The organism is Burkholderia sp. 4M9327F10 (assembly GCF_005503145.1).
Taxonomy (GTDB): Bacteria; Pseudomonadota; Gammaproteobacteria; order Burkholderiales; family Burkholderiaceae; genus Paraburkholderia.
Genome location: NZ_SCNV01000014.1, coordinates 122,266 through 144,094, shown reverse-complemented (window position 1 = coordinate 144,094; position 21,829 = coordinate 122,266). Strand labels below are relative to the sequence as shown.

Below are 21,829 nucleotides of genomic sequence, written 5' to 3'. Positions count from 1 at the left end.
CTATTCGTTATAAATCAGATGGTTAAGTTGGCTTTGTGATCCTTGCGCTACGATAGGCTATCGCAACCGTTTTCATCATCCGAATCCAGGGGTTTTCGAACGCTACGAGGCGCGGCATATCGAACTCGCGCGCAGCGACGAGGACGGCGCAGTGCAAATCCTGGCGCAGGGCAGCCTCAAGCAGAGCGGCCGCGCGCAGTCCGCTGCGGCCCCGCAGGCGACGCTCACGCTCGAACGCTATCGCACAGCGCATCACCGGTACTGGATGGATCAGTGAAGTCAGCGCGTGCCGCGCCCGGCTGGGCGTCTTGCGCAACAGAATCAGGAACGGAGACAGCAGCACTTGAAAAACATCATTCACTTTTCGCACGCAAACGGGTTTCCCGCGTCGATCTACCGGACCATCTTCGCCGAGCTCGAGGACGACTACGACGTGCGTTTCATCGAGCGGATCGGCCACGATGCACGCTTTCCGGTGACGCAGGACTGGCCGCATCTGGTGGAGCAACTGCTCGACGATATCAGCCGGTCGTATGAGCAGCCAGTGTGGCTGGTCGGACATTCGCTCGGTGGCTATCTGTCGTTGATGGCGGCGCTGAAGAAGCCGCAGTGGGTGAGGGGCGTGGTGATGCTGGACTCGCCGGTGGTCGCGGGCTGGCGCAGCAGCATCTTGCGGGTCTCGCAATGGACCGGACTCGACGAACGTATCTCGCCCGCCGCCGCCACGCGCACGCGCCGCACCCAATGGGCGAGCCGGGAAGAGGCGTGGCGCCACTTTCATTCGAAGCCGGCTTTCGCGCGTTGGGACGAACGGATGTTGTCCGACTATATCGACTTTGGCATTCCGCAGACTTCGCCGGACGGCACGCGCACGCTGGCGTTCGATCGGCGCACCGAATACAGGATCTACAAGACCTTGCCGCATACGCTCGGCTCGCGCCTTGCGCGCGGCGCGCCGGTGCCGGTCGGCTTTATCGCCGGGACCCATTCGAAGGAAGTCCGCCAGGCGGGACTGGATGCCACCCGCCGGACCACCGGCGGCCACCTCGAATGGATCGAGGGCAGTCATCTCTACCCAATGGAAAAGCCGCTGGAAACTGCGCGGGCGGTGCAGCGGATGCTACGCGAGCTGGAGCGGCGCACCTGATGCGAAGCGGCGGGCGGGTCGCACGGCGCTCCTGTGGCAAGCACGCGGTAACCACGCAGCCGCATCGCAGCAGCCATAGGTGACACAGACATAGGTGGCATAGACACAGGCGGCACAGAAACGGTGCAGGATCGGCACGGATGCCTCGTATTTTGCTGGGTTGAGGCCCTGCTTTACGGTATAATCCGTTTTTCCCGCGAGCATCCAGCGATGACCAAATATGTTTTCGTCACCGGCGGCGTAGTCTCTTCCCTCGGCAAGGGTATTGCCGCCGCTTCCCTCGCCGCGATCCTCGAATCGCGCGGTCTGAAAGTCACCCTCCTCAAGCTCGATCCCTACATCAATGTCGACCCCGGCACGATGAGCCCGTTTCAACACGGCGAAGTGTTCGTGACGGAAGATGGGGCGGAGACTGACCTCGACCTCGGCCACTACGAGCGCTTCATCAGCACCAAGATGCGCAAGGCCAACAACTTCACCACGGGCCAGATTTACGAATCGGTAATCCGCAAGGAACGCCGCGGCGACTATCTGGGCAAGACCGTGCAGGTGATCCCGCATATCACGAACGAAATCCAGGCGTTCATCGAACGTGGCGCAGCGTCGGCAACGTGCGGCGAGCCGGATGTCGCTATCGTCGAAGTCGGGGGCACGGTGGGCGATATCGAATCGCTGCCGTTCCTAGAAGCCGCTCGCCAGATGAGCCTGCGCCTCGGTCGCAACAGCTCGTGCTTCGTGCACCTGACGCTGGTGCCCTGGGTTGCCACGGCCGGCGAACTGAAGACCAAGCCGACCCAGCACAGCGTGCAGAAGCTGCGTGAAATCGGCATCTCGCCGCACGTGCTGCTGTGCCGTGCCGACCGTCCCATCCCGGACGACGAGCGCGCGAAGATATCGATGTTCTCCAACGTGCCGGAAGACGCCGTGATCTCGGTGTGGGACGCGGACAGCATCTACAAGATTCCGCAAATGCTGCACGATCAGGGCATGGACGCGATCGTCTGCGAAGAGCTCCGCCTGACGCCGAAGCCCGCCGACCTGTCGATGTGGTCGGGGATGGTCGACAAGCTCGAGCATCCGAAGCACGAAGTCACCATCGGCATGGTCGGCAAGTATGTCGATCTGACCGAGTCGTACAAGTCGCTGATCGAAGCGCTGCGCCATGCGTCGATTCACACGTCGACCAAGGTGAACATCGAATACATCGATTCGGAAGAGGTCGAAACGCAAGGTGTCGAAAGCCTGAAGCATCTCGACGCCGTGCTGGTGCCGGGCGGTTTCGGCCGGCGCGGCACCGAAGGCAAGATCAGGGCCATTCAATACGCGCGTGAAGCGAAAGTGCCGTACCTTGGCATTTGCCTCGGCATGCAGCTCGCCGTGATCGAATTCGCGCGTGACGTGGTCGGCCTGAAAGGCGCGAACAGCACCGAGTTCGATCCGAACACACCGAGCCGCGTGGTCGCCCTGATTACCGAGTGGTACGACCGCGACGGCCGCGTCGAAACGCGCACCGAAGAGTCGGACCTCGGCGGTACGATGCGTCTCGGCTCGCAGCGCTGCCCGATCAAGCCCGGCACGATGGCCGAAGAGATTTATGGCAAGGATGTGAACGAACGTCACCGTCACCGTTATGAAGTCAATAACCGCTTCGTGCCCCAGCTCGAAGCCGGCGGCCTTATCATCAGCGCCCGTACCCCGAGCGAAGATCTGCCGGAAATGATGGAGTTGCCGCGCGATCTGCACCCGTGGTTCGTCGGCGTGCAGTTCCACCCGGAATTCACGTCCACGCCGCGTGACGGGCATCCGCTCTTCAAATCGTTCGTCGAAGCGGCGCTGGCGCACCAGCAGTCGTTCGCCGAGGAGAAAGCATGAAACTGGGCGATTTCGAAATCGGGCTGGACAAGCCGTTTTTCCTGATCGCGGGCACCTGTGTGGTCGAATCCGAACAGATGACGATCGACACGGCCGGCCGGCTCAAGGAAATCTGCGCGAAGCTGAACATCCCGTTCATCTACAAATCGTCGTACGACAAGGCCAATCGCAGCAGCGGCACCTCGTTCCGCGGTCTGGGCATGGACGAGGGCCTGCGCATCCTCTCGGAAGTGAAGCGCCAGCTCGGCTTGCCGGTGCTGACCGACGTGCATGCGGAACACGAGATCGAGCAGGTCGCCTCGGTGGTCGACGTGCTGCAGACGCCGGCGTTCCTGTGCCGCCAGACGGACTTCATCCACGCTTGCGCGCGTTCGGGCAAACCGGTCAACATCAAGAAAGGCCAGTTTCTCGCGCCGCACGACATGAAGAACGTGATCGACAAGGCGCGCGCCGCCGCCCGTGAAGCCGGTCTGTCGGAAGACCGCTTCATGGCCTGCGAGCGCGGTGTGTCGTTCGGTTATAACAACCTCGTCTCGGACATGCGCTCGCTCGCGATCATGCGCGAAACCGGCGCACCGGTCGTGTTCGATGCAACTCACTCGGTGCAGTTGCCGGGCGGGCAGGGCACCAGTTCGGGCGGCCAGCGCGAATTTGTGCCGGTGCTTGCACGTGCCGCTGTGGCGACCGGTGTGGCCGGGCTCTTCATGGAAACCCATCCGAAGCCGGCGGAAGCCAAGTCGGATGGTCCGAACGCCGTGCCCCTGCATCGCATGGCCGACCTGCTCGAAACGTTGCTGACGCTCGATCAGGCCGTGAAGCGCACGCCGTTCCTCGAAAGCGATTTCAACTGATGCTGGTCCGTGCGCTGTGTCGACTTCCGGGCCGACGCGGCGCGTCCGAATTCGTTTTAAATCCCGAGTTGAACCCAATGGTTGTCCAGGGTGTCTGGTTAGAGGCTGTGCCTCGCACGCCAGATGCCGTTTCACCGTAAGAATCCAACGTCATTTCTTGAGGAAACCATGAGTGCTATCGTAGATATCATCGGTCGAGAGATTCTCGATTCGCGAGGCAACCCCACCGTCGAATGCGACGTGCTGCTCGAGTCCGGCACGATGGGTCGTGCCGCGGTTCCGTCGGGTGCATCGACGGGTTCGCGCGAAGCGATCGAACTGCGCGACGGCGAAACCGGGCGCTACGGCGGCAAGGGTGTGCTGAAGGCCGTTGAGCACATCAACACCGAAATCTCCGAAGCGATCATGGGCCTCGACGCTTCCGAGCAGGCTTTCCTCGACAAGACCCTGCTCGAACTCGACGGCACCGACAACAAGTCGCGTCTCGGCGCGAATGCGATGCTGGCCGTGTCGATGGCGGTTGCCAAGGCCGCGGCTGAAGAAGCCGGCCTGCCGCTGTACCGCTACTTCGGCGGCTCGGGCGCAATGCAACTGCCGGTGCCGATGATGAACATCGTCAACGGTGGCGCGCACGCCAACAACAGCCTGGACATCCAGGAATTCATGATTGTGCCGGTCAGCCAGCCGACCTTCCGCGAAGCACTGCGTTGCGGCGCCGAAGTGTTCCACGCGCTGAAGAAGATTCTCTCAGACCGCGGCATGAGCACGGCCGTGGGCGACGAAGGCGGCTTCGCGCCGAACTTCGGCAGCAACGACGAGTGCCTGTCGACCATCCTGCAAGCCATCGAAAAGGCCGGCTACCGTGCCGGCGAAGATGTGCTGCTGGCGCTGGACTGCGCGGCGAGCGAGTTCTACCACGACGGTAAGTACCAGTTGGCGGGAGAAGGCCTGCAACTGTCGTCGAGTGAATTCGCCGATTACCTGGGCGCGCTGGCCGACAAGTTCCCGATCGTCTCGATCGAAGACGGCATGCACGAAAGCGACTGGGCCGGCTGGAAGATCCTCACCGACAAGCTCGGCAAGAAGATCCAGCTGGTGGGCGACGATCTGTTCGTCACCAACACGCGCATCCTGAAGGAAGGCATCGAAAAGGGCATCGCCAACTCGATCCTGATCAAGATTAACCAGATCGGTACGCTGACGGAAACCTTCGCTGCGATCGAAATGGCCAAGCGCGCGGGTTACACGGCTGTGATCTCGCACCGCTCGGGCGAAACGGAAGATTCGACGATTGCCGATATCGCCGTTGGCCTGAACGCCGGTCAGATCAAGACGGGCTCGCTGTCGCGTAGCGACCGTATCTCGAAATACAACCAGTTGCTGCGTATTGAAGAGGACCTCGGCGATATCGCCAGCTACCCGGGCAAGTCGGCGTTCTACAATCTGCGTTGATTGTGCGTTGGTAACCCGACGTGACCGTGAGGCTTGACGCAGGTTTTGACCATTGAGCCGGTTCTCTTTCGTTTCTGATTCAGCACGCCGCCCTGCGTATAGCGCAGGGCGGCGTGTATTTATTGTGCTTACTTCATGCGGCTTGTCACTGCTGTCCTGATCGTACTGCTGGCGCTGATCCAGTACCCGCTCTGGTGGGGGCATGGCGGCTGGCTGCGCGTGCATGAACTGCAAGGCGAACTGGCGCAGCAGATGCAGAAGAACGTCGACGAGAAGCTGCGCAACGAACGCATTGCGGGCGAAGTGCAGGATCTGCAGAACGGCACGGCTGCGGTCGAAGAGCGCGCGCGTTACGAGATGGGCATGGTCAAGGACGGCGAAGTGTTCGTGCAGTTCGTCGCGCCCAATGCGCCGTTGCCTGCGCCGAATAACGCACCGGTGGCTACTTCGACGCGCGGTGAGGTCTCGGCCGCGCCGGTGCGTGTGGTGCCGAATCCGGAATCGCGTGCGAAGCCGGATCGCAAGCACAGTGGCAAGGACAAGACTACGAAAGAGAAGAAACCGGCGCATTGAGCCGGATAGCCTTCGGGCCGCAGGGGCTAGATGCTGGGCTGGATGCCCGGTTCCACGCCGGATTGACCCGCGTCCTGCAAATTACCAGCCCCATCCCCAGCCGGGCGCATAGCCGTAACCGATGCCGCCACCCCAGCCCGGTCCCCAGCCTCCGCCATAGTAGCCGCCGTACACCGTCACCGGCGGCGTGTAGTAGCGTGCCCACGCCTGCGCGGCGTTGTCGGCGGCGATTGCCTGGTTCTGCTCGGCCATCACCTGTTTGTCGATGGCGTCGTAGCGCTGGCGTTCTTCCTCAGTGAGCGGGCGGGCGCCGTTCGGCAGGCCGGACTGGTCGGCCGGCAACCGGCTGTAGATAGGCGACGGGCCGGGCGGATCCATCACGCAGCCGCTCAGCATGACGCTGCCCGCCACGAGCGACAGTGCGACGGCGCTGCGAAGCCCGTGCAGGAAAGGAAACGGAGTAGGGTTGTTCATTTTTCTGACCTCCATCGGTCGCATGCCCGAGCAAACCGGAAAATGCAGGCGCGGCCAATGTTCAACGATATCGCGCGGCGCGCTGCCTGAGCAGCTTTGCAGAGGGCGCGTCCGGCGCGTTTTAATGCCGCTGCTCAGCAGCGGGAGAGACTCCTTCTGAGAGCCCGCTGGCGACAAAAAGTTGCGCCACATCGACCGGATCGAACTCGTAGCGCTGGTTGCAGAACTCGCAATGAATTTCCACGTGGCCGCGTTCTTCGATCACGCTATCCACCTCTTCGCGGCCCAGCATTTTCAGCATCGCGCCGACCTTTTCGCGCGAGCAGGAACATTCGAAACGCGCCTGCGCCGGCTCGAAATGCTGCACATTTTCCTGCCAGAACAGGCGCCGGAACACGGTTTCCGGCTCTTCCTTCAGCAGTTCGTCCTGCGACAGCGTGCTGCCCAGCGTGCAGACGCGCTCCCAGGTATCCACGTCGAGCTCGCCTGGATGCGGGACGATGCCGCCGTCGCCGGGCAGCTTCTGCAGCAGCATGCCGACTGCGCGCTCGGTATTGGCGGCGAGCCACAGACGCGTGTCGAGCTGTTCGGAGTGGTGCATATAGTGCTCGAGCACTTCCGACATCGAGTTGAGCGGGCCGTCGACGCCCGACAGCGGCACGATCCCCTGGTAGGGCTGCTGGCCCGGCTGCTTGACGCGCGGGTCGAGCGTGATCACGCAACGGCCGTGGCCGCTGGCGTTGACGAGTTCGATCAGCGTGGTGTCGTCGCCGATGGTGCTGGCCGCCTCGCCGGAAAACTTGGCGGTGGCTCGCATCGACAGGTCGGAGCTGCATTGCACCACCAGCATCTTGACTGGACCGTCGCCGAAAATCTGCATGATGAGCGTGCCGTCGAACTTCAGGTTCGCCGACAGCAGCGCGCAGGCGGCCATCATTTCGCCCAGTATCGTGCGCACCGGCGCCGGGTAGTCGCGGCGCGTCAGCACTTCTTGCCACGTGTTGCGCAGCGAAACGATTTCGCCGCGCACCGGCGCCGCGCTGAACATGAATTTTTGCAACTGGTCGTTCACAACTTTTCCTCGGTCGAATGGCGCAGCAGTGATGCCACGCGTGCGCGCGCCGCGCGAGAACGGCTGGTCAGCCGATCCGCACGAGTTGCGCCTTGAAATAGGCTCGCCGCTCGGCATAATTGGCCGCGTTGCGGCGCAGGCCGGCGATGTCGGCTTCCGTCAGTTCGCGCACAACCTTGGCCGGCGCGCCCAGAATCAGCGAATTGTCAGGAAATACCTTGCCCTCGGTGACGACGGCGCCTGCTCCGACCAGACAGTTGCGGCCGATCACCGCACCATTCAAGACCACCGCCTGAATTCCGACGAGGGCGCCTTCCTTGATGGTGCAGCCGTGCAGCATGGCCTGATGGCCGATGGTGACGTTGGCTTCGATCGTCAGCGGATAGCCGGGGTCCGTATGCAGCACGGCGCCTTCCTGAACATTGCTGCCGGCGCCGACCGAAATCAGCTCGTTGTCGCCGCGGATTGCGGCGCCAAACCAGACGCTCGAATTTTCTTCGAGCGTGACCTTGCCGATGATGGTTGCGGTATCGGCCACGAACACGCTTTCGTGGATGGTCGGGGCTGCATCGCCAAGCTTGTAGATTGCCACACTGTCTCCTGGGTCGATCGGTCGCCGCGTCGTCGCCGGCGGGTGTGACGGCAGCGCGAGCAGCGCGCCGTATGGTCGAATGGCGTATTGTAAACGGTTGCGTAGATAGGCCGCTCGAAGGCGCCGCCAGGCAAGCTGAGCGGTTTGTCCTTGCGCCCGTCTTTGCTCTTGTCCTTGTGTTTCCGGGGCGCGCCCGTCCCGGTGTTTGTCCCTTTCCCCAGTTGCTTGCTCGTTCCGCCACGATGAATTCCGCCGTTCCTCTTGCATCCTGCTCAACGCGCTGCGCCCGTACCGAGGCGCTGGAGGCGCTGCGCGAGCGCGACCCGCTGGCCAAGGCGGCCACCGTGCGCGCTTTGTACGCCACGGCACTGGACGGTAACGCCGCCTACCTGCCAGCCACGCCGATCGTCGAGCCCGCTGGCCTGCCCGGACGGCCGGATCGGCCCGCACTGGTGGAGCCGCGCAAGCTCGGCCGCCGCAGCATGCAATCGCCGCAAGGGCGTGCGGTGCTGCTGCACGCGTTGGCGCATATCGAGTTCAACGCCATCAATCTCGCCCTCGACGCGGTCTGGCGCTTTGGCGGCATGCCTGCGGCTTTCTACGCCGACTGGCTGAAGGTGGCCGCGGAAGAAGCTCACCATTTCTCGCTGCTGGTCGCACGGCTCGCCGAGTTCGGTCACGCATACGGCGATTTTCCCGCCCACGACGGGTTGTGGGATATGTGCGAACGCACGCGCGGCGACGTGCTGGCACGCATGGCGCTGGTGCCGCGCACGCTGGAGGCGCGCGGCCTCGACGCCTCGCCGCCGATCCGGGCGCGCCTGCAGCAGGCTGGCGACCACGCTTCGGCGGCGATTCTGGACGTGATTCTGCGCGACGAGATCGGCCATGTGCTGATCGGTAACCGCTGGTTCCGCTACCTGTGCGACGAGGGCGGTCTCGATCCGCACACCACCTACACGCAACTTGCCGACCAGTATCACGCGCCGAAATTGCGCGGTCCGTTCAATTTCGAGGCTCGCCGCGACGCCGGTTTCGACGAGGCCGAACTGGCTGCGCTCGCCGGACTCGACGGATCTGACGGATCTGACGGATCTGGCCGAGCTGGCGGACCTGGCCGACCTGACGATAGCGGCTCGAATCCTCCGCCCGGGGTTTGAGCCGGCGTACGGTCCGGCGCCCGAGCGGTTGTCTGAACTGACACTCGAGACACGCCGCCGCCTTCCCGCCGCCCACCTCGTTATAATCGAACGATCATTCTTTTTTAGGCGCTGCCTGCTCATGAACACTTCAGAGTCCGATTTCATCTCCGTGCGCGGTGTACGCCTGCACGTGCGGCGCTGGGGCAATCCGGGCGCCCCGGCGCTGTTCATGCTGCACGGCTGGATGGACGTGGCGGCGTCGTTCCAGTTCGTGGTCGACGCGCTCGGCGGCGACTGGCAGGTGATCGCTCCGGATGCGCGCGGTTTTGGGCTGTCCGACTGGACGGTGGCCGAGCGTGGCGGCGGCAGCTATTGGTTTCAGGACTACGTGGCGGACCTCGATGCGCTGCTCGATCATTACGCCCCGAGCGGCGAAGTGAACCTGATCGGCCACAGCATGGGGGCGAACGTAGTGTGCCTGTACGCCGGGGCACGCCCCGAGCGGGTGCGCCGGGTGGTGGATCTGGAAGGCTTCGGCCTTGCCGCCGCCAAATCCAGCCAGGCGCCGAAGCGTTTGCGCCTTTGGCTCGACGAGTTGCGCGAGCCGCCGCGTTTGAGGCCCTACGCGTCGCTCGACGAGGTGGCGGCTCGCCTGACGAAGACCAACCCGCGTCTCGCGCCGCAGCGTGCGCGCTTTCTGGCCGAACACTGGTCGAAGCCGGATGGCGAGGGCGGCTTCATGCTGCTCGCCGACCCGGCCCATAAGGTGCGTGGCCCGCTCCTGTACCGCCTCGACGAAATTATGGCGGTCTGGTCGCAAGTGCGCGCCAAGGTGCTGCACGTCGAGGCGGCCGGCTCGCCCACGCTCGCGCAGATTGCCGGCGAAGTGCCGCTTGCGGAATTCAAGGCGCGCTTCAACGCGTTTCCCGACTGGCGCGAAAAGATCATCGACGACGCAGGGCATATGGTCCATCACGATCAACCGGAGCAGGTTGCTGCGCTGATCGAGGGATTTTGCGCATAACATTTTTCGGTCAGCGCGTTTTTCGCAAAGAGTTGTGCGTTGGCGAATCGTCTGCTGGGCTTACTGCGTTGCAGTAAAATGAGCCCAGAACCCTCCCAAAATACAGATGAACGCCGACCTGCACTGTCATTCCACCGTTTCCGATGGCCAGCTTGCGCCAGCCGACGTCGCGCGCCGCGCGCACGCCGGCGGCGTGACCCTGTGGGCATTGACCGATCACGACGAGGTGGGCGGTCAGGCCGAAGCACGCCAGGCCGCCAAGGAGCTCGGCATGCGCTACGTGGGCGGGGTGGAAATTTCGGTGACGTGGGCCGCACGCACGGTGCATATCGTCGGCCTGCATGTCGACGACACCTGCCAGACGCTGATCGACGGCCTCGCGCGCACCCGCAACGGCCGCGCCGCGCGTGCCGAGGCGATCGGCGAGCTGCTCGATACGCTCGGCGTGCCGAACGCCTACGAGGGCGCGCTGAAGTATGTGTCGAACCCGGACATGATCTCGCGCACGCATTTCGCGCGCTTCATGGTGGAACACGGCTACGCGCAATCGACCCAGGACGTGTTCACGCGTTACCTGGGCGACGGCAAACCCGGCTATATCGCGCACCGCTGGTCCAAGCTCGCGGATGCGGTCCGCTGGATTCAGGCGGCGGGCGGCGAAGCCGTGATCGCCCATCCGGGGCGCTACGACTACACCCCACTGGAATTCGATACGCTGTTCGGCGAGTTTATCGATCTGGGCGGCAAGGCCATCGAAGTGGTGACGGGCAGCCATACGCCGGACCAGTATCGCGAGTACGCAGACGTCGCGCGCCGCTTCGGTTTCGAGGCTTCACGCGGCTCTGATTTCCATGCAGCGGGTGAGGGCCGGGTCGAACTCGGCAGCTTGCCGCCCTTGCCGTCCGACCTGAAGCCCGTCTGGGAACGCTGGTTGTGAGGGCAGGCCGCGCCGCGGCGGCGCGCTTGCCGCGGTTGCAGTAAGAGGCCCCGGCCACTCCGACTCTCCCGATAACAACCATGTCCCAATTCTTTCGGCTCCATCCGGATAATCCGCAGCCGCGTCTGATCAAGCAGGCCGCGCAGATCATCAACGACGGCGGCGTGGTCGCGCTGCCGACCGATTCGAGCTATGCGCTCGCCTGCCACCTCGACGACAAGCACGCGGTCGAGCGTCTGCGGCGGATTCGTGGACTCGACGAGCGTCAATTGCTGTCGCTGCTGGTGCGCGATCTGTCCGAGCTCGCGAACTTCGCGATGGTCGACAATCGTCAATACCGTTTGATCAAATCGGTCACGCCGGGTCCGTACGTGTTCGTGCTCGAGGCGACCAAGGAGGTCCCGCGGCGCCTGTCGCATCCGTCGCGCAAGACGATCGGGCTGCGGGTGCCGGATCACGCCATCACGCTGGCGATTCTCGAGGAACTGGGCCAGCCGCTGCTCGGCTCCACCTTGATCATGCCGGGCGAGACCCAGCCGCTGAACGACGCTGAGGAGATCCGTGAGCGCCTGGAAAAGCAGGTCGATCTGGTGATCGACGGCGGGGCGTGCCGCTGCGAGCCGTCGACGGTAGTCGATCTGACCGGGCCGGAACCGGTACTGGTGCGCGCAGGGCGCGGCAGTCTCGCGCCATTCGGGCTTGAGCAGCCGGCATGAGAGTCTGCCCCGGTGCGCGCAAGCTGGCCGGCCTGACAGTCCATCCTGACGCCTGTATGGATGAAAGCGGACAGATGCAGGCAATGGCGTTGTTACAATAACTGGTTATGGACTCTTCCCTGATACAGACCATCGCGGTCTACGCGTTGCCCGTGATTTTCGCCATCACGTTGCACGAAGCCGCCCATGGCTACGTGGCGCGCCTGCTCGGCGACAATACCGCTTACGCGCTGGGTCGCGTGTCGTTCAATCCGATGCGCCATATCGACCCGATCGGCACTATTGTCATTCCGCTGGTGCTGTATATCGCCACCAAGGGCATGTTCATGTTTGGGTACGCCAAACCGGTGCCGGTGGCCTTCGGCAACCTGCGAAATCCACGCTGGGGCAGCCTGTGGGTCGCGCTGGCCGGCCCGATGTGCAATTTCGTCCAGGCGCTGGCGTGGGCCGTGGTGAGCATCGCACTGGGAGTGCTGGGCGTCGACGAGCCGTTCTTCACGCGCATGGCTCAGGCGGGCATCCTCGTCAATCTGGTGCTGGGTGTGATCAATCTGTTTCCGCTGCCGCCGCTCGACGGCGGGCGCGTGCTGGCGGCGTTGCTGCCGCCGCGTCAGGCGATTGCGTTGTCGCGCCTCGAACCGTATGGTTTTTTCATCGTGATGGCGCTGGTGATGACAGGCGTGCTGACCCGCTATTGGCTGAACCCGCTCGTCTATCTTGGCTACGATGCTGTCAACGCCATCCTGACCCCTCTCGTTTCGCTTTTTCAATAAAACCATGTTCCCTGACCGTATTTTCTCCGGCATGCGGCCTACCGGCTCCCTGCACCTCGGCCACTATCACGGTGTGCTGAAAAACTGGGTCCGGCTGCAGTCCGAATACCCGTGCTTCTTCTGCGTGGTCGACTGGCACGCCCTCACGACGCACTACGAAACGCCCGAGGTTATCGAAAAGAACGTCTGGGAAGTGCTGATCGACTGGCTCGCCTCGGGCATCGATCCGGCCCAGGCCACGCTCTTTATCCAGAGCAAGGTGCCGGAACATGCGGAACTGGCGCTGCTGCTCGGCATGAGCACGCCTCTCGGTTGGCTCGAACGCGTGCCGACCTACAAGGAGCAGATGGAGAAGCTGAAGGACAAGGACCTGTCCACCTACGGTTTCCTCGGCTATCCGGTGCTGATGGCGGCGGACATCCTGCTGTATCGCGGCTCGCTGGTGCCGGTCGGTGAAGACCAGGTGCCGCACGTCGAGATGACGCGCGAAATTGCCCGGCGCTTCAACTACCTGTACGGCCGCGAACCGGGCTTCGAAGAGAAGGCCAACGAAGCGGCGAAGAAGCTTGGCGGCAAGCGCTCGAAGCTGTATCACGAGCTGCGCAACGCCTACCAGCAGGAAGGCGACGACGAAGCGCTCGAACAGGCCCGCGCGATGCTGCAAGAGTCGCAAAGCCTGTCGCTGAACGACCGCGAGCGCCTGTTCGGCTACCTCGAAGGCTCGCGCAAGATCATCCTGGTCGAGCCGCAAGCCATGCTGACCGAGGCGTCGCGCATGCCCGGTCTCGACGGCCAGAAAATGTCGAAGTCTTACGGCAACACGATCGGCCTGCGGGAAGACGCGGAAACCATCACGAAGAAAGTCCGCACCATGCCGACCGACCCGGCGCGCGTGCGCCGCACCGATCCGGGCGATCCGGACAAGTGCCCGGTGTGGCAACTGCATCAGGTCTACACGGACGAAACCACTCACGAGTGGGTGCAAAAGGGCTGCCGCTCGGCCGGCATTGGCTGTCTCGAGTGCAAGCAGCCGGTGATCGAAGGCATTCTGCGCGAACAGCAACCGATGCTCGAGCGCGCCCAGAAATACATGGACGACCCATCGCTGCTGCGCGCCATCGTCGCCGACGGCTGCGACAAGGCCCGCAGATTCGCCACCGAAACGATGCGCGATGTGCGCGAGGCGATGGGCCTCTCGTACAATTGAGGGCGTCGTTGTCCGTGACTCGCGGGACACGAACCGTGTACACCGTTTTCCGCAGGCCATGAGCGAACCCGTATCCGCCATTTCTACCGGCGCCGCGCTTCCCAGCGCGGCCGGCGTGACGCTCGGCGAGCCGTCGCGCTGGGTGCGTCACTGGACTCATCTGGTGGCGCCCGGCGGTGCGGTGCTCGATGTAGCCGCGGGGGCAGGGCGGCACGCGCGCTGGTTCGCCGCGCATGGCCATCCCGTGACGGCGCTTGATCGCGATGCGGCAGCGCTCTCCACCATGCGGGACGAGCCCCAGATTACGGCGCACGTGGCCGATCTCGAAGGCGCGCCCTGGCCGTTGCCCGACGATGCGAAATTCGCCGCGGTGGTGGTGACGAACTACCTGCATCGGCCGTTGTTTCCGCGTCTGCTCGAGGCACTTGCGCCAGGCGGCGTGCTGATTTACGAGACCTTCGCGCACGGCAACCAGACTGTCGGCAAGCCGTCCAACCCGGCGTTCCTGCTGCAGCCGGGGGAGTTGCTCGACGTCGTGCGCCTGCGCTTGCGGGTGATTGCATTTCAAGATGGTTTTCTTGCGCAGCCGCGCCCGGCTTACGTTCAGCGGATCTGCGCAATTCTGGAGGCGGAGCCGGCTTCCGGTGAGGTACGGGGAGACGGAAAGGCAGATACGCCGGTACCGCCCCCGCCTTGTTACGAACTGGCTGGCTAATCCGCTACAATCGCGGTTTACTGATTAAATTCATGGCGTTTCATGTCTAACGGTACTCAAAGCGGCACTCAAGGCGGCATCCACGGTAACGGTCCCCAGATTCGCGGCAGCATTCCGGCCATCATCACCCCGATGCTCGAAGACGGCAGCCTCGACCTGCCGGCGTTCCGCAAGCTGATCGACTGGCATATCGAAGAGGGTACGAACGCGCTCGTCGTGGTCGGCACCAGCGGCGAATCGGCTACGTTGTCGGTCGAAGAGCACGTGCTGATGGTCAAGACCGCTGTGGATCACACGGCAGGCCGCATTCCGGTGATCGCCGGCTCGGGCGGCAACTCCACGACCGAGGCGATTGAGCTGACGCAGCAGGCCAAAGAGGTTGGCGCGGACGCGACCCTGCAAGTAGTGCCGTACTACAACAAGCCGACGCAGGAAGGCATCTACCGCCATTTCGCCAAGATCGCCGAGACGGTGGATCTGCCGGTGATCCTGTACAACGTCCCCGGCCGCACGGTCGCGGATATGTCTAACGAAACGATTTTGCGTTGTGCGCAGGTGCCGGGCATCGTGGGCGTGAAGGAAGCGACGGGCAATGTCGACCGCGCGGCGCACCTGATCAAGTCGGCTCCGGCGCACTTCGGCATTTACAGCGGCGACGATCCGACTGCGATCGCCTTGATGCTGCTGGGCGGCCACGGCAATATTTCGGTGACCGCGAACGTTGCGCCGCGCGCCATGAGCGAGTTGTGCAAGGCTGCTCTCGCGGCCGACGCGAAAACCGCGCGTGAGATTCACCTGAAACTCCTGTCGCTGCATAAGAACCTCTTTATCGAATCGAACCCGATTCCGGCAAAGTGGGCCCTGCAGCAACTGGGGCGCGTGCAAGGCGGAATCCGCCTGCCGCTCACCCCGCTCGATGCGCGCTACCACGAAGTGGTGCGTGCGGCGCTGCGCGAAGCGGGTCTGCTCGGCTGAGCCGTTTCAGTGCAGAGCAGCCCGTCACCGGCATTTTTTTAACCGACGTCGATATCGCCCGCGTTCCCGGCATTGAACCAGGCACCGCGTTCCAGCTTCACGAAGGACCTCATGAAACGTTCCGCACTTTCCCTCCACGCAACCCGCATGGCGGCGCTGGCGCTTGCCCTGGTGACGCTCGCCGGCTGTGACACGCTGAACGACTGGTTTGCTTCCGATCGCGTCAATTACAAGGCCACGTCCATTGCACCGCCGCTGAACGTGCCGAGCGACCTGCAATCTACGCCGACCCAGCAGAAATATGTCGCACCGCCGGCCAACCTGGCCTTGGGTGGTGCACCGACGCGCGCTGTCACGGCGGCCGGCAACTCGACCGAAGGCGTGCCCAACGCGCAAGACCCGCTCGGCATGCACATCGAGCGCGACGGCGACCATCGCTGGCTGGTGGTCGATGGCCGCACGCCCGAACAGTTGTGGCCCCAGTTGCAGGACTTCTGGCAGGACAACGGCTTCGTGCTGAAGACCGACGCGCCGACGACCGGCATCATGTCGACCGACTGGGCTGAGAATCGCGCCAACATTCCGGACGACTGGTTCCGCAACACGATCGGCAAGGTGGTGGACTTCGCTTACTCGTCGGGCACCCGCGACAGCTTCCGCACGCTGGTCTCGCGCGGTCCGAACGACGCCACGGACATTTCCATCACCCACAGCAAGATGGAAGAAATGCTGACGGGCCAGGACAAGACCTCGTCGCGTTGGGTGGAGCGTCCGCGCGATCCGGCGCTGGAAGCGCTGTTCCTCGCCAAGCTGATGGAGAAGTTCGGTCTGACGGACGCCCAGGCAAAGCAACTGCTGACCGATGCTGTCCCGGCTACCGCGCCGGTCACGGTGGATATGGCTGCGGGCGCTGCGACGCTCGACCTGCAGGAATCCTTCGACCGTGCCTGGCTGCGCGTGGGCCTTGCGCTTGACCGTACGAATTTTGCCGTCGACAACCGTGATCGCGAGAAGGGCATCTACTACGTGCGCTATGCGGACACGATGCAGGAGCTGAAGAAGGAAGGCCTGCTCGGCAAGCTGTTCTATAGCGGCAATTCGAAGAAGCCCGCCCAGGAATTCCTCGTCAACGTGCGGCCGAAGGGCGACGCGCTCACCCAGGTGGCGGTGGTCGACGCCAACGGTCAGGTGGACACCTCGTCGGACGCGCAGCACATCGTTTCGCTGCTGCACGCGCAACTGAACTAAGGCGAGCCGTGCGGTTCGCCAGCCTGGGAAGCGGCAGCGAAGGCAATGCTTTGCTCGTGGAAGTGCAAAGCGGCGCGACCACCACGCGCGTATTGCTCGACTGCGGCTTCTCGGCAAAGGAAGTCGAACGCCGTCTTGGGCGGCTCGGCTCGGGCGTCGAGGGTCTCGACGCCATTCTTATCACCCACGAACACAGCGACCATATCGGCAGCGCCTTGACGCTGGCGCGCAAATGGTCGATTCCGCTGTACATGAGCTGGGGCACGGCGCGCGCAGTGGGCGCCGACGAGGCCGAGGTCGACCTGCGCGTGTTGTGGGGCGACGAGGCGGTTGCCATCGGCGACCTGAGCGTGCTGCCCTATACCGTTCCCCACGACGCCCGTGAGCCTTTGCAATACGTGATGTCCGACGGCGCGAGCCGGCTGGGCGTGCTGACCGACGTCGGCACTTCGACGCCGCACATCAGCGCCGTGCTGAGCGGATGCGATGCGCTCGTGCTCGAATGCAACCATGACCTGCGGATGCTGGCGGCGAGCCGTTATCCGCAATCGCTGAAGGCGCGCATCGGCGGCAATCACGGCCATCTGAACAACGAAGCGGCAGCGGAAATCCTCGCCTCTCTCGACCGCTCGCGCTTGCGTCATCTGGTCGCGGCGCATCTGAGCCAGCAGAACAATTCCCCGGAACTTGCCCGGGCCGCCATGGCGGGCGTATTGGGTACGGCGGCCACCGAGGTGGTGGTGGCGTCGCAGGATGACGGCTTCGACTGGCTGAGCCTTTGAAGTTTTAATCGGCACGCACGGCGTAACGGGCGCCCGAAGGCAAGCGCAGCAGCACAAAAGAAAACGCCCATGACGGTTGACCGTGATGGGCGTTTTTTCATGCGGGCGCCAGGCCCGCATGGTTGCGTGGAGTTACCGCGCCAGCGCCTCTGCGCTGACGCCTTCGCGCTTAGTTGCGGTTGCCGCCGAAGATGCCGAGCAGCGCCAGCAGGTTCACGAACACGTTGTACAGGTCCAGATAAATGGCCAGCGTCGCGGTGATGTAGTTCGTCTCGCCGCCGTTCACGACGCGCTGCACGTCAAACAGCATGTACGCCGAGAAGATGGCGATGGCAAGCACCGAGACCGTCAGCATGAGCGCCGGCAACTGCAGGAACATGTTGGCGACCATGGCGAGCAGCAGCACGATCACACCCACGAACAGCCACTTGCCGAGACCCGAGAAGTCGCGCTTGCTGACCGTGGCGATGGTGGCCATGGCGGTGAAGATCACCCCGGTGCCGCCGAACGCCAGCATGATCAGCGACGGTCCGTTCGAAAAGCCGAGGATGAAGCTCAGCATGCGCGAGAGCATCAGGCCCATGAAGAACGTGAAGCCGAGCAGCACGAACACGCCGACTGCGCTGTCTTTGGTGCGCTGGATGGCGAACATGAAGCCGAACGCGATGGCGAAGAACGCCAGCATGCTCATGGCCGGGCTGGTGGCCGCGAACAGCGAGAACCCGGTGGCGACGCCAACCCATGCCCCCAGCACCGTTGGCACCATGGACAATGCCAGCAGCCAGTACGTGTTGCGCAGCACGCGGTTGCGGGTTTCGGCCGTGCTGACAGCGCCATTGCGGCCAAAGCTATAGGGATGCTCGTTCATGGTTTCTCCTTGCGTCAGGCGCAGTGACTCGCCGTGGTTTATGCAGCGCCGGCCGGCAAACCTGCCGCCAGTCGCTTGATCCGTACAACCCTAAGATTAGCGCCGGGGCGGGGAGTTTCAATCCCCCGCGGCGCCCTGTTACAGAGAAATACAGACTCCTCCTTGGAGTCTTTCAATGCTGAAAGGGTTCAATCGCAATGATACATGGGAACATGCTACAATAGCTGATTCATTTGAATCTGTAACCTCTTAATTTTCTGGAGTTTTTATGGCGATCGAACGCACCCTGTCGATTATCAAGCCGGACGCTGTGGCCAAGAACGTGATCGGCCAGATCTACAGCCGTTTCGAAAACGCTGGCCTGAAGATCATTGCTGCCCGCATGGTTCATCTGTCGCGCGCCGACGCAGAGAAGTTCTATGCTGTGCACGCTGCACGTCCGTTCTTCAAGGACCTCGTCGACTTCATGATCTCCGGCCCGGTGATCGTGCAGGCGCTCGAAGGCGAAAACGCCATCCTGAAGCACCGCGACCTGATGGGCGCAACGGATCCGAAGAAGGCAGAAAAGGGCACCATCCGTGCTGACTTCGCTGACAGCATCGACGCGAACGCCGTGCACGGTTCGGACGCACCGGAAACCGCCAAGGTCGAGATCGCTTTCTTCTTCCCGGAAGTCAACGTTTACTCGCGCTAATCGCTCGGCGAAGTAGTAAGGTAAAGCAGCAGGAACGGGCGCGAACGGCATATACGTTCATGCAGCTTGTTGCATGAACGTAAAGTCTCGCACTGAAATGGCAGGATTCGATATGACGAGCAGTCCAACCGTCAACCTTCTCGATCTGGACGCCCAAGGGCTTGTCGCATACTGCGACAGCCTGGGCGAGAAGCCGTTTCGCGCCAAGCAATTGCAGCGCTGGATTCACCAGTACAACGCTGCAGACTTCGACGGTATGACCGATCTGGCGAAGTCGTTGCGCGAAAAGCTCAAGGGCCGCGCAACCATCGCAATGCCCGGCATCGTCAGCGATCACATCTCCAGCGACGGCACACGCAAGTGGCTGATCGACGTCGGTAACAGCAACGCGGTTGAAACCGTCTACATCCCGGAAGAAACGCGGGGCACGCTGTGCGTGTCGTCGCAGGCCGGGTGCGCGGTCAACTGCCGGTTCTGTTCCACCGGCAAACAAGGTTTCTCACGCAATCTCACCACCGCTGAAATCATCGGCCAGCTCCGCATGGCCGAATTCGCGCTGCGCGCCTCGCGTGGCGAGGCCGGCGGCCGGGCGGTGGGAGGCGAAGGCAAGGGCGAGCGGGTCGTCACGAACGTCGTGATGATGGGCATGGGCGAGCCGCTCCTGAATTACGACGCGGTCGTGCCGGCCATGCGCCTGATGCTCGACGACAACGCCTACGGCCTGTCGCGCCGGCGCGTCACGTTGTCCACCTCAGGCGTGGTGCCCATGATGGACCGGCTCGGCGCGGATCTGCCGGTGGCGCTGGCGGTTTCGCTGCATGCGCCCACAGATCCGCTGCGCGACATGCTGGTGCCGCTGAACAAAAAGTATCCGTTGCGCGAACTGATGGCGGCTTGCCAGCGCTATCTGAAAGTCGCGCCGCGTGATTTCATTACATTTGAATACTGCATGCTCGACGGCGTCAACGACAGCGAGGCGCAGGCGCGCGAACTGCTGGCCGTGACGCGCGACGTGCCTTGCAAATTCAACCTGATCCCGTTTAATCCGTTCCCGGAGTCCGGGCTGATCCGCTCGAAGCCTGAACAGATCAAGCGGTTTGCCCAGGTGCTGATGGACGCGGGCGTTGTCACCACGGTGCGCAAGACGCGCGGCGACGACATCGACGCGGCCTGCGGTCAACTGGCAGGGGCGGTGCAGGATCGCACGCGCCTCGCGGAGCGGATGGGCAAGGCGGCCAAGGTTATCGAGGTCCGCGCAGTGTGAGCACGGCGGCGGGGAGTGCGCATCGCGAAACCGTCAGGTAGCGGGGCGCGAAAAAACCGGCGTGTCACATGGTATTGAAAAGAAAGTTTGCAGAAGCGATCGGAAGCGGCACATGAGGCCGCACATTTTGTTATAAACGGTCTGCGCAACCGGCTTGAGGCATGCTGCCCGGCGGTTCGCACGAGTGAAAAAGAATCGACGCGAAAGGATTTGGGATGAGTGAGCCGCAGCACCCGCACCCGCAGGACACAGGGACCGACACAAGCCATCCGGCGCCCGCAGCCGCACGGGCAGTGGTGCAGCCCGCTGTGCAGACGGGGTTGGATTCGCTGATGGCGGTGGGGGCGCGGCTGACGCAACTCCGCGAGTCGAAAAACTGGTCGATCGACGACGTATCGGCGCGGCTGAAGGTGTCTTCGGCCAAACTGCGCGCGCTCGAGGCGGGCGATATCAGCCAGTTGCCGGACACTACCTTTGCGCTTGGCGTGGTGCGCAGTTACGCCAAGATGCTCGGCGCCGATCCGGCGCCGTTCACGCAGGCGTTGCGCCGCGAAAAGGGCGTGCCGGAGCCGGACCTGTCGATGCCGGCCTCGTCGGGCAGAGATCTGCCGCGCGGCAAGGTGTCGCTGTCGCTCGGCGGCAGCGGTACCCAGAAGCATCGCTCGTGGCTGTGGGGTGTCGCGGCGGTTATCGTGGCCGTGATCGCGCTGGGCATGTGGCATACCAATGGCGGCGATTCGTCCGCGTGGCTTGCACGCCTGCGGGCCAGCGCCGGCAACGGTGCAGGCAACGCGAACGGCGCCTCGGGTGCGGTGGCGCAGGCGCCGGCGGGCGGCTCGGAAGCCGTGAGCGACGACGCGGCGTCTGGCGCATCTGCGCCCGATCAGGCCCAGGCAGCAACGGACAATGCGGCTTCGGCTGCGCAACTGCCGGCGCCGTTGCCGTCGGGTGACGAAGCGGGTTCGTCGACGGCGGTTGTGGCGGCGCCGAAAGCGGCTTCGCAGGCGGGTGGCCCGGCAAGTACGCAGGCAAACGCGCAGTCAGCCGCGCAGGTCAACGCCCAGGCAACGGCGCAGACGGCCGCGCCTGCCACGACGAAGGCTGCCAGTGCGCCCGCCGTGGCGACGACTGCCAACGGCGCGTCGGATGCGGCGGCAGCGGCTGAGGGCGAGTCGATCGTCGCTGTGCGCGTGAGCGAAGACAGTTGGTTCAGCGTGCGTCAGAGCGACGGCAAGGAGTTGTTCTCCGGCCTCGTGCACGCAGGCGAAAGCAAGGAAATTTCCGGCGTCGGGCCTTTCAAGGTGACGGTCGGCAACAAGGCGGGACTCGAGTCGATGTCGCTCGACGGCCAGCCTGTCGATCCGGCGAAGTATGCGTCCGCCAAGGGCAATGTGGCACGCCTGACGCTGCCTTAATACGGTATGCGTCGCCGCCCTCAGGGCGGCGGCGCT

The 21,829-nt window shown here is 63.6% G+C and carries 23 protein-coding genes; 19 read left to right on the top strand and 4 right to left on the bottom strand.

Annotated elements, in window-relative coordinates; genetic code table 11:
• The first annotated feature begins 151 nt into the window (after positions 1 to 151).
• The 6 genes from FFS45_RS42890 (at position 152) to ftsB (ending at position 5,895) form a co-directional block, all read left to right on the top strand.
• Positions 152 to 277: a hypothetical protein gene (locus tag FFS45_RS42890; protein WP_349292318.1), complete on the top strand. Its 126-nt coding sequence runs from the start codon at positions 152 to 154 to the stop codon at positions 275 to 277.
• A gap of 66 nt (positions 278 to 343) precedes the next feature.
• Positions 344 to 1,147 carry an alpha/beta hydrolase gene (locus FFS45_RS15850; RefSeq protein ID WP_137955592.1) on the top strand — a complete coding sequence of 268 codons (804 nt, stop codon included), beginning with the start codon at positions 344 to 346 and terminating at the stop codon, positions 1,145 to 1,147.
• A 210-nt stretch (positions 1,148 to 1,357) separates the two neighbouring features.
• The gene (locus FFS45_RS15845; RefSeq protein WP_137955591.1) at positions 1,358 to 3,019 is read left to right on the top strand and encodes a CTP synthase; all 1,662 of its coding nucleotides are present in this window, start codon (positions 1,358 to 1,360) and stop codon (positions 3,017 to 3,019) included.
• A complete protein-coding gene (kdsA, locus tag FFS45_RS15840; RefSeq protein ID WP_137955590.1) occupies positions 3,016 to 3,870 on the top strand; it encodes a 3-deoxy-8-phosphooctulonate synthase in 855 nt (284 codons plus the stop codon). The genes FFS45_RS15845 and kdsA overlap by 4 nt, the downstream gene beginning before the upstream one ends.
• Before the next feature lie 168 nt (positions 3,871 to 4,038).
• Positions 4,039 to 5,322 carry a phosphopyruvate hydratase gene (gene eno / locus FFS45_RS15835; protein WP_090685539.1) on the top strand — a complete coding sequence of 428 codons (1,284 nt, stop codon included), beginning with the start codon at positions 4,039 to 4,041 and terminating at the stop codon, positions 5,320 to 5,322.
• A gap of 135 nt (positions 5,323 to 5,457) precedes the next feature.
• Positions 5,458 to 5,895, top strand: a complete 438-nt coding sequence (ftsB, locus tag FFS45_RS15830; protein ID WP_137955589.1) for a cell division protein FtsB — start codon at positions 5,458 to 5,460, stop codon at positions 5,893 to 5,895.
• Positions 5,896 to 5,976: 81 nt separating this feature from the next.
• On the opposite strand, the gene FFS45_RS15825 is transcribed toward ftsB, so the two are convergent.
• The 3 genes from FFS45_RS15825 to FFS45_RS15815 all read right to left on the bottom strand — a co-directional run bounded on the left by FFS45_RS15825 (position 5,977) and on the right by FFS45_RS15815 (position 8,033).
• Positions 5,977 to 6,369 carry a hypothetical protein gene (locus FFS45_RS15825; protein ID WP_137955588.1) on the bottom strand — a complete coding sequence of 131 codons (393 nt, stop codon included), beginning with the start codon at positions 6,367 to 6,369 and terminating at the stop codon, positions 5,977 to 5,979.
• A gap of 121 nt (positions 6,370 to 6,490) precedes the next feature.
• On the bottom strand, positions 6,491 to 7,441 hold the full coding sequence (gene hslO, locus FFS45_RS15820) for an Hsp33 family molecular chaperone HslO (protein ID WP_137955587.1): 951 nt from the start codon (positions 7,439 to 7,441) through the stop codon (positions 6,491 to 6,493).
• Positions 7,442 to 7,508: 67 nt separating this feature from the next.
• Positions 7,509 to 8,033, bottom strand: a complete 525-nt coding sequence (locus tag FFS45_RS15815; RefSeq protein ID WP_137955586.1) for a gamma carbonic anhydrase family protein — start codon at positions 8,031 to 8,033, stop codon at positions 7,509 to 7,511.
• 242 nt (positions 8,034 to 8,275) lie between these two features.
• Between FFS45_RS15815 and FFS45_RS15810 the strand changes: the two genes are divergently transcribed.
• From FFS45_RS15810 to FFS45_RS15765, 10 genes are all read left to right on the top strand, one after another.
• Complete coding sequence (locus tag FFS45_RS15810) at positions 8,276 to 9,193, top strand: ferritin-like domain-containing protein (RefSeq protein WP_137955585.1); 918 nt, start codon at positions 8,276 to 8,278, stop codon at positions 9,191 to 9,193.
• Positions 9,194 to 9,314: 121 nt separating this feature from the next.
• Positions 9,315 to 10,199 carry an alpha/beta hydrolase gene (locus FFS45_RS15805; protein WP_137955584.1) on the top strand — a complete coding sequence of 295 codons (885 nt, stop codon included), beginning with the start codon at positions 9,315 to 9,317 and terminating at the stop codon, positions 10,197 to 10,199.
• Positions 10,200 to 10,305: 106 nt separating this feature from the next.
• Positions 10,306 to 11,136, top strand: coding sequence for a 3',5'-nucleoside bisphosphate phosphatase (locus tag FFS45_RS15800; protein WP_137955583.1), 831 nt, complete (start codon positions 10,306 to 10,308; stop codon positions 11,134 to 11,136).
• A gap of 80 nt (positions 11,137 to 11,216) precedes the next feature.
• A complete protein-coding gene (locus FFS45_RS15795) occupies positions 11,217 to 11,852 on the top strand; it encodes an L-threonylcarbamoyladenylate synthase (protein ID WP_137955582.1) in 636 nt (211 codons plus the stop codon).
• Positions 11,853 to 11,959: 107 nt separating this feature from the next.
• Positions 11,960 to 12,625, top strand: a complete 666-nt coding sequence (locus FFS45_RS15790; RefSeq protein ID WP_137955581.1) for a site-2 protease family protein — start codon at positions 11,960 to 11,962, stop codon at positions 12,623 to 12,625.
• A gap of 4 nt (positions 12,626 to 12,629) precedes the next feature.
• Positions 12,630 to 13,832, top strand: coding sequence for a tryptophan--tRNA ligase (locus tag FFS45_RS15785; protein WP_137955580.1), 1,203 nt, complete (start codon positions 12,630 to 12,632; stop codon positions 13,830 to 13,832).
• 58 nt (positions 13,833 to 13,890) lie between these two features.
• Positions 13,891 to 14,547, top strand: a complete 657-nt coding sequence (locus FFS45_RS15780; protein ID WP_137955579.1) for a class I SAM-dependent methyltransferase — start codon at positions 13,891 to 13,893, stop codon at positions 14,545 to 14,547.
• A gap of 42 nt (positions 14,548 to 14,589) precedes the next feature.
• The gene (dapA, locus tag FFS45_RS15775) at positions 14,590 to 15,522 is read left to right on the top strand and encodes a 4-hydroxy-tetrahydrodipicolinate synthase (protein WP_137955578.1); all 933 of its coding nucleotides are present in this window, start codon (positions 14,590 to 14,592) and stop codon (positions 15,520 to 15,522) included.
• 111 nt (positions 15,523 to 15,633) lie between these two features.
• A complete protein-coding gene (gene bamC, locus FFS45_RS15770) occupies positions 15,634 to 16,770 on the top strand; it encodes an outer membrane protein assembly factor BamC (protein WP_137955577.1) in 1,137 nt (378 codons plus the stop codon).
• Between the two features lie 8 nt (positions 16,771 to 16,778).
• Positions 16,779 to 17,552: an MBL fold metallo-hydrolase gene (locus FFS45_RS15765; protein WP_137955576.1), complete on the top strand. Its 774-nt coding sequence runs from the start codon at positions 16,779 to 16,781 to the stop codon at positions 17,550 to 17,552.
• A 169-nt stretch (positions 17,553 to 17,721) separates the two neighbouring features.
• Here the strand turns inward: FFS45_RS15765 and FFS45_RS15760 are convergent, their stop codons facing one another.
• Positions 17,722 to 18,420, bottom strand: a complete 699-nt coding sequence (locus FFS45_RS15760) for a Bax inhibitor-1/YccA family protein (protein ID WP_137955575.1) — start codon at positions 18,418 to 18,420, stop codon at positions 17,722 to 17,724.
• Positions 18,421 to 18,688: 268 nt separating this feature from the next.
• Here FFS45_RS15760 and ndk point away from each other — a divergent pair, with 268 nt between their 5' ends.
• The 3 genes from ndk to FFS45_RS15745 all read left to right on the top strand — a co-directional run bounded on the left by ndk (position 18,689) and on the right by FFS45_RS15745 (position 21,793).
• Positions 18,689 to 19,114, top strand: a complete 426-nt coding sequence (ndk, locus tag FFS45_RS15755; RefSeq protein WP_074299811.1) for a nucleoside-diphosphate kinase — start codon at positions 18,689 to 18,691, stop codon at positions 19,112 to 19,114.
• A gap of 112 nt (positions 19,115 to 19,226) precedes the next feature.
• Entirely contained in the window at positions 19,227 to 20,378 is a 1,152-nt protein-coding gene (gene rlmN, locus FFS45_RS15750; RefSeq protein ID WP_137955574.1) for a 23S rRNA (adenine(2503)-C(2))-methyltransferase RlmN, read from the top strand.
• Positions 20,379 to 20,593: 215 nt separating this feature from the next.
• Positions 20,594 to 21,793, top strand: coding sequence for a helix-turn-helix domain-containing protein (locus tag FFS45_RS15745; RefSeq protein WP_137955573.1), 1,200 nt, complete (start codon positions 20,594 to 20,596; stop codon positions 21,791 to 21,793).
• Positions 21,794 to 21,829: the final 36 nt, after the last annotated feature.

Bases quoted from the DNA above. Each gene is read 5' to 3' on its own strand.
- FFS45_RS15845 (WP_137955591.1), top strand. From the start codon at position 1,358: ATGACCAAATATGTTTTCGTCACCGGCGGCGTAGTCTCTTCCCTCGGC.
- kdsA (WP_137955590.1), top strand. From the start codon at position 3,016: ATGAAACTGGGCGATTTCGAAATCGGGCTGGACAAGCCGTTTTTCCTG.
- eno (WP_090685539.1), top strand. From the start codon at position 4,039: ATGAGTGCTATCGTAGATATCATCGGTCGAGAGATTCTCGATTCGCGA.
- ftsB (WP_137955589.1), top strand. From the start codon at position 5,458: ATGCGGCTTGTCACTGCTGTCCTGATCGTACTGCTGGCGCTGATCCAG.
- FFS45_RS15825 (WP_137955588.1), bottom strand. From the start codon at position 6,369: ATGAACAACCCTACTCCGTTTCCTTTCCTGCACGGGCTTCGCAGCGCC.
- FFS45_RS15810 (WP_137955585.1), top strand. From the start codon at position 8,276: ATGAATTCCGCCGTTCCTCTTGCATCCTGCTCAACGCGCTGCGCCCGT.
- FFS45_RS15805 (WP_137955584.1), top strand. From the start codon at position 9,315: ATGAACACTTCAGAGTCCGATTTCATCTCCGTGCGCGGTGTACGCCTG.
- FFS45_RS15800 (WP_137955583.1), top strand. From the start codon at position 10,306: ATGAACGCCGACCTGCACTGTCATTCCACCGTTTCCGATGGCCAGCTT.
- FFS45_RS15795 (WP_137955582.1), top strand. From the start codon at position 11,217: ATGTCCCAATTCTTTCGGCTCCATCCGGATAATCCGCAGCCGCGTCTG.
- FFS45_RS15790 (WP_137955581.1), top strand. From the start codon at position 11,960: ATGGACTCTTCCCTGATACAGACCATCGCGGTCTACGCGTTGCCCGTG.
- FFS45_RS15785 (WP_137955580.1), top strand. From the start codon at position 12,630: ATGTTCCCTGACCGTATTTTCTCCGGCATGCGGCCTACCGGCTCCCTG.
- FFS45_RS15780 (WP_137955579.1), top strand. From the start codon at position 13,891: ATGAGCGAACCCGTATCCGCCATTTCTACCGGCGCCGCGCTTCCCAGC.
- dapA (WP_137955578.1), top strand. From the start codon at position 14,590: ATGTCTAACGGTACTCAAAGCGGCACTCAAGGCGGCATCCACGGTAAC.
- bamC (WP_137955577.1), top strand. From the start codon at position 15,634: ATGAAACGTTCCGCACTTTCCCTCCACGCAACCCGCATGGCGGCGCTG.
- FFS45_RS15760 (WP_137955575.1), bottom strand. From the start codon at position 18,420: ATGAACGAGCATCCCTATAGCTTTGGCCGCAATGGCGCTGTCAGCACG.
- ndk (WP_074299811.1), top strand. From the start codon at position 18,689: ATGGCGATCGAACGCACCCTGTCGATTATCAAGCCGGACGCTGTGGCC.
- rlmN (WP_137955574.1), top strand. From the start codon at position 19,227: ATGACGAGCAGTCCAACCGTCAACCTTCTCGATCTGGACGCCCAAGGG.
- FFS45_RS15745 (WP_137955573.1), top strand. From the start codon at position 20,594: ATGAGTGAGCCGCAGCACCCGCACCCGCAGGACACAGGGACCGACACA.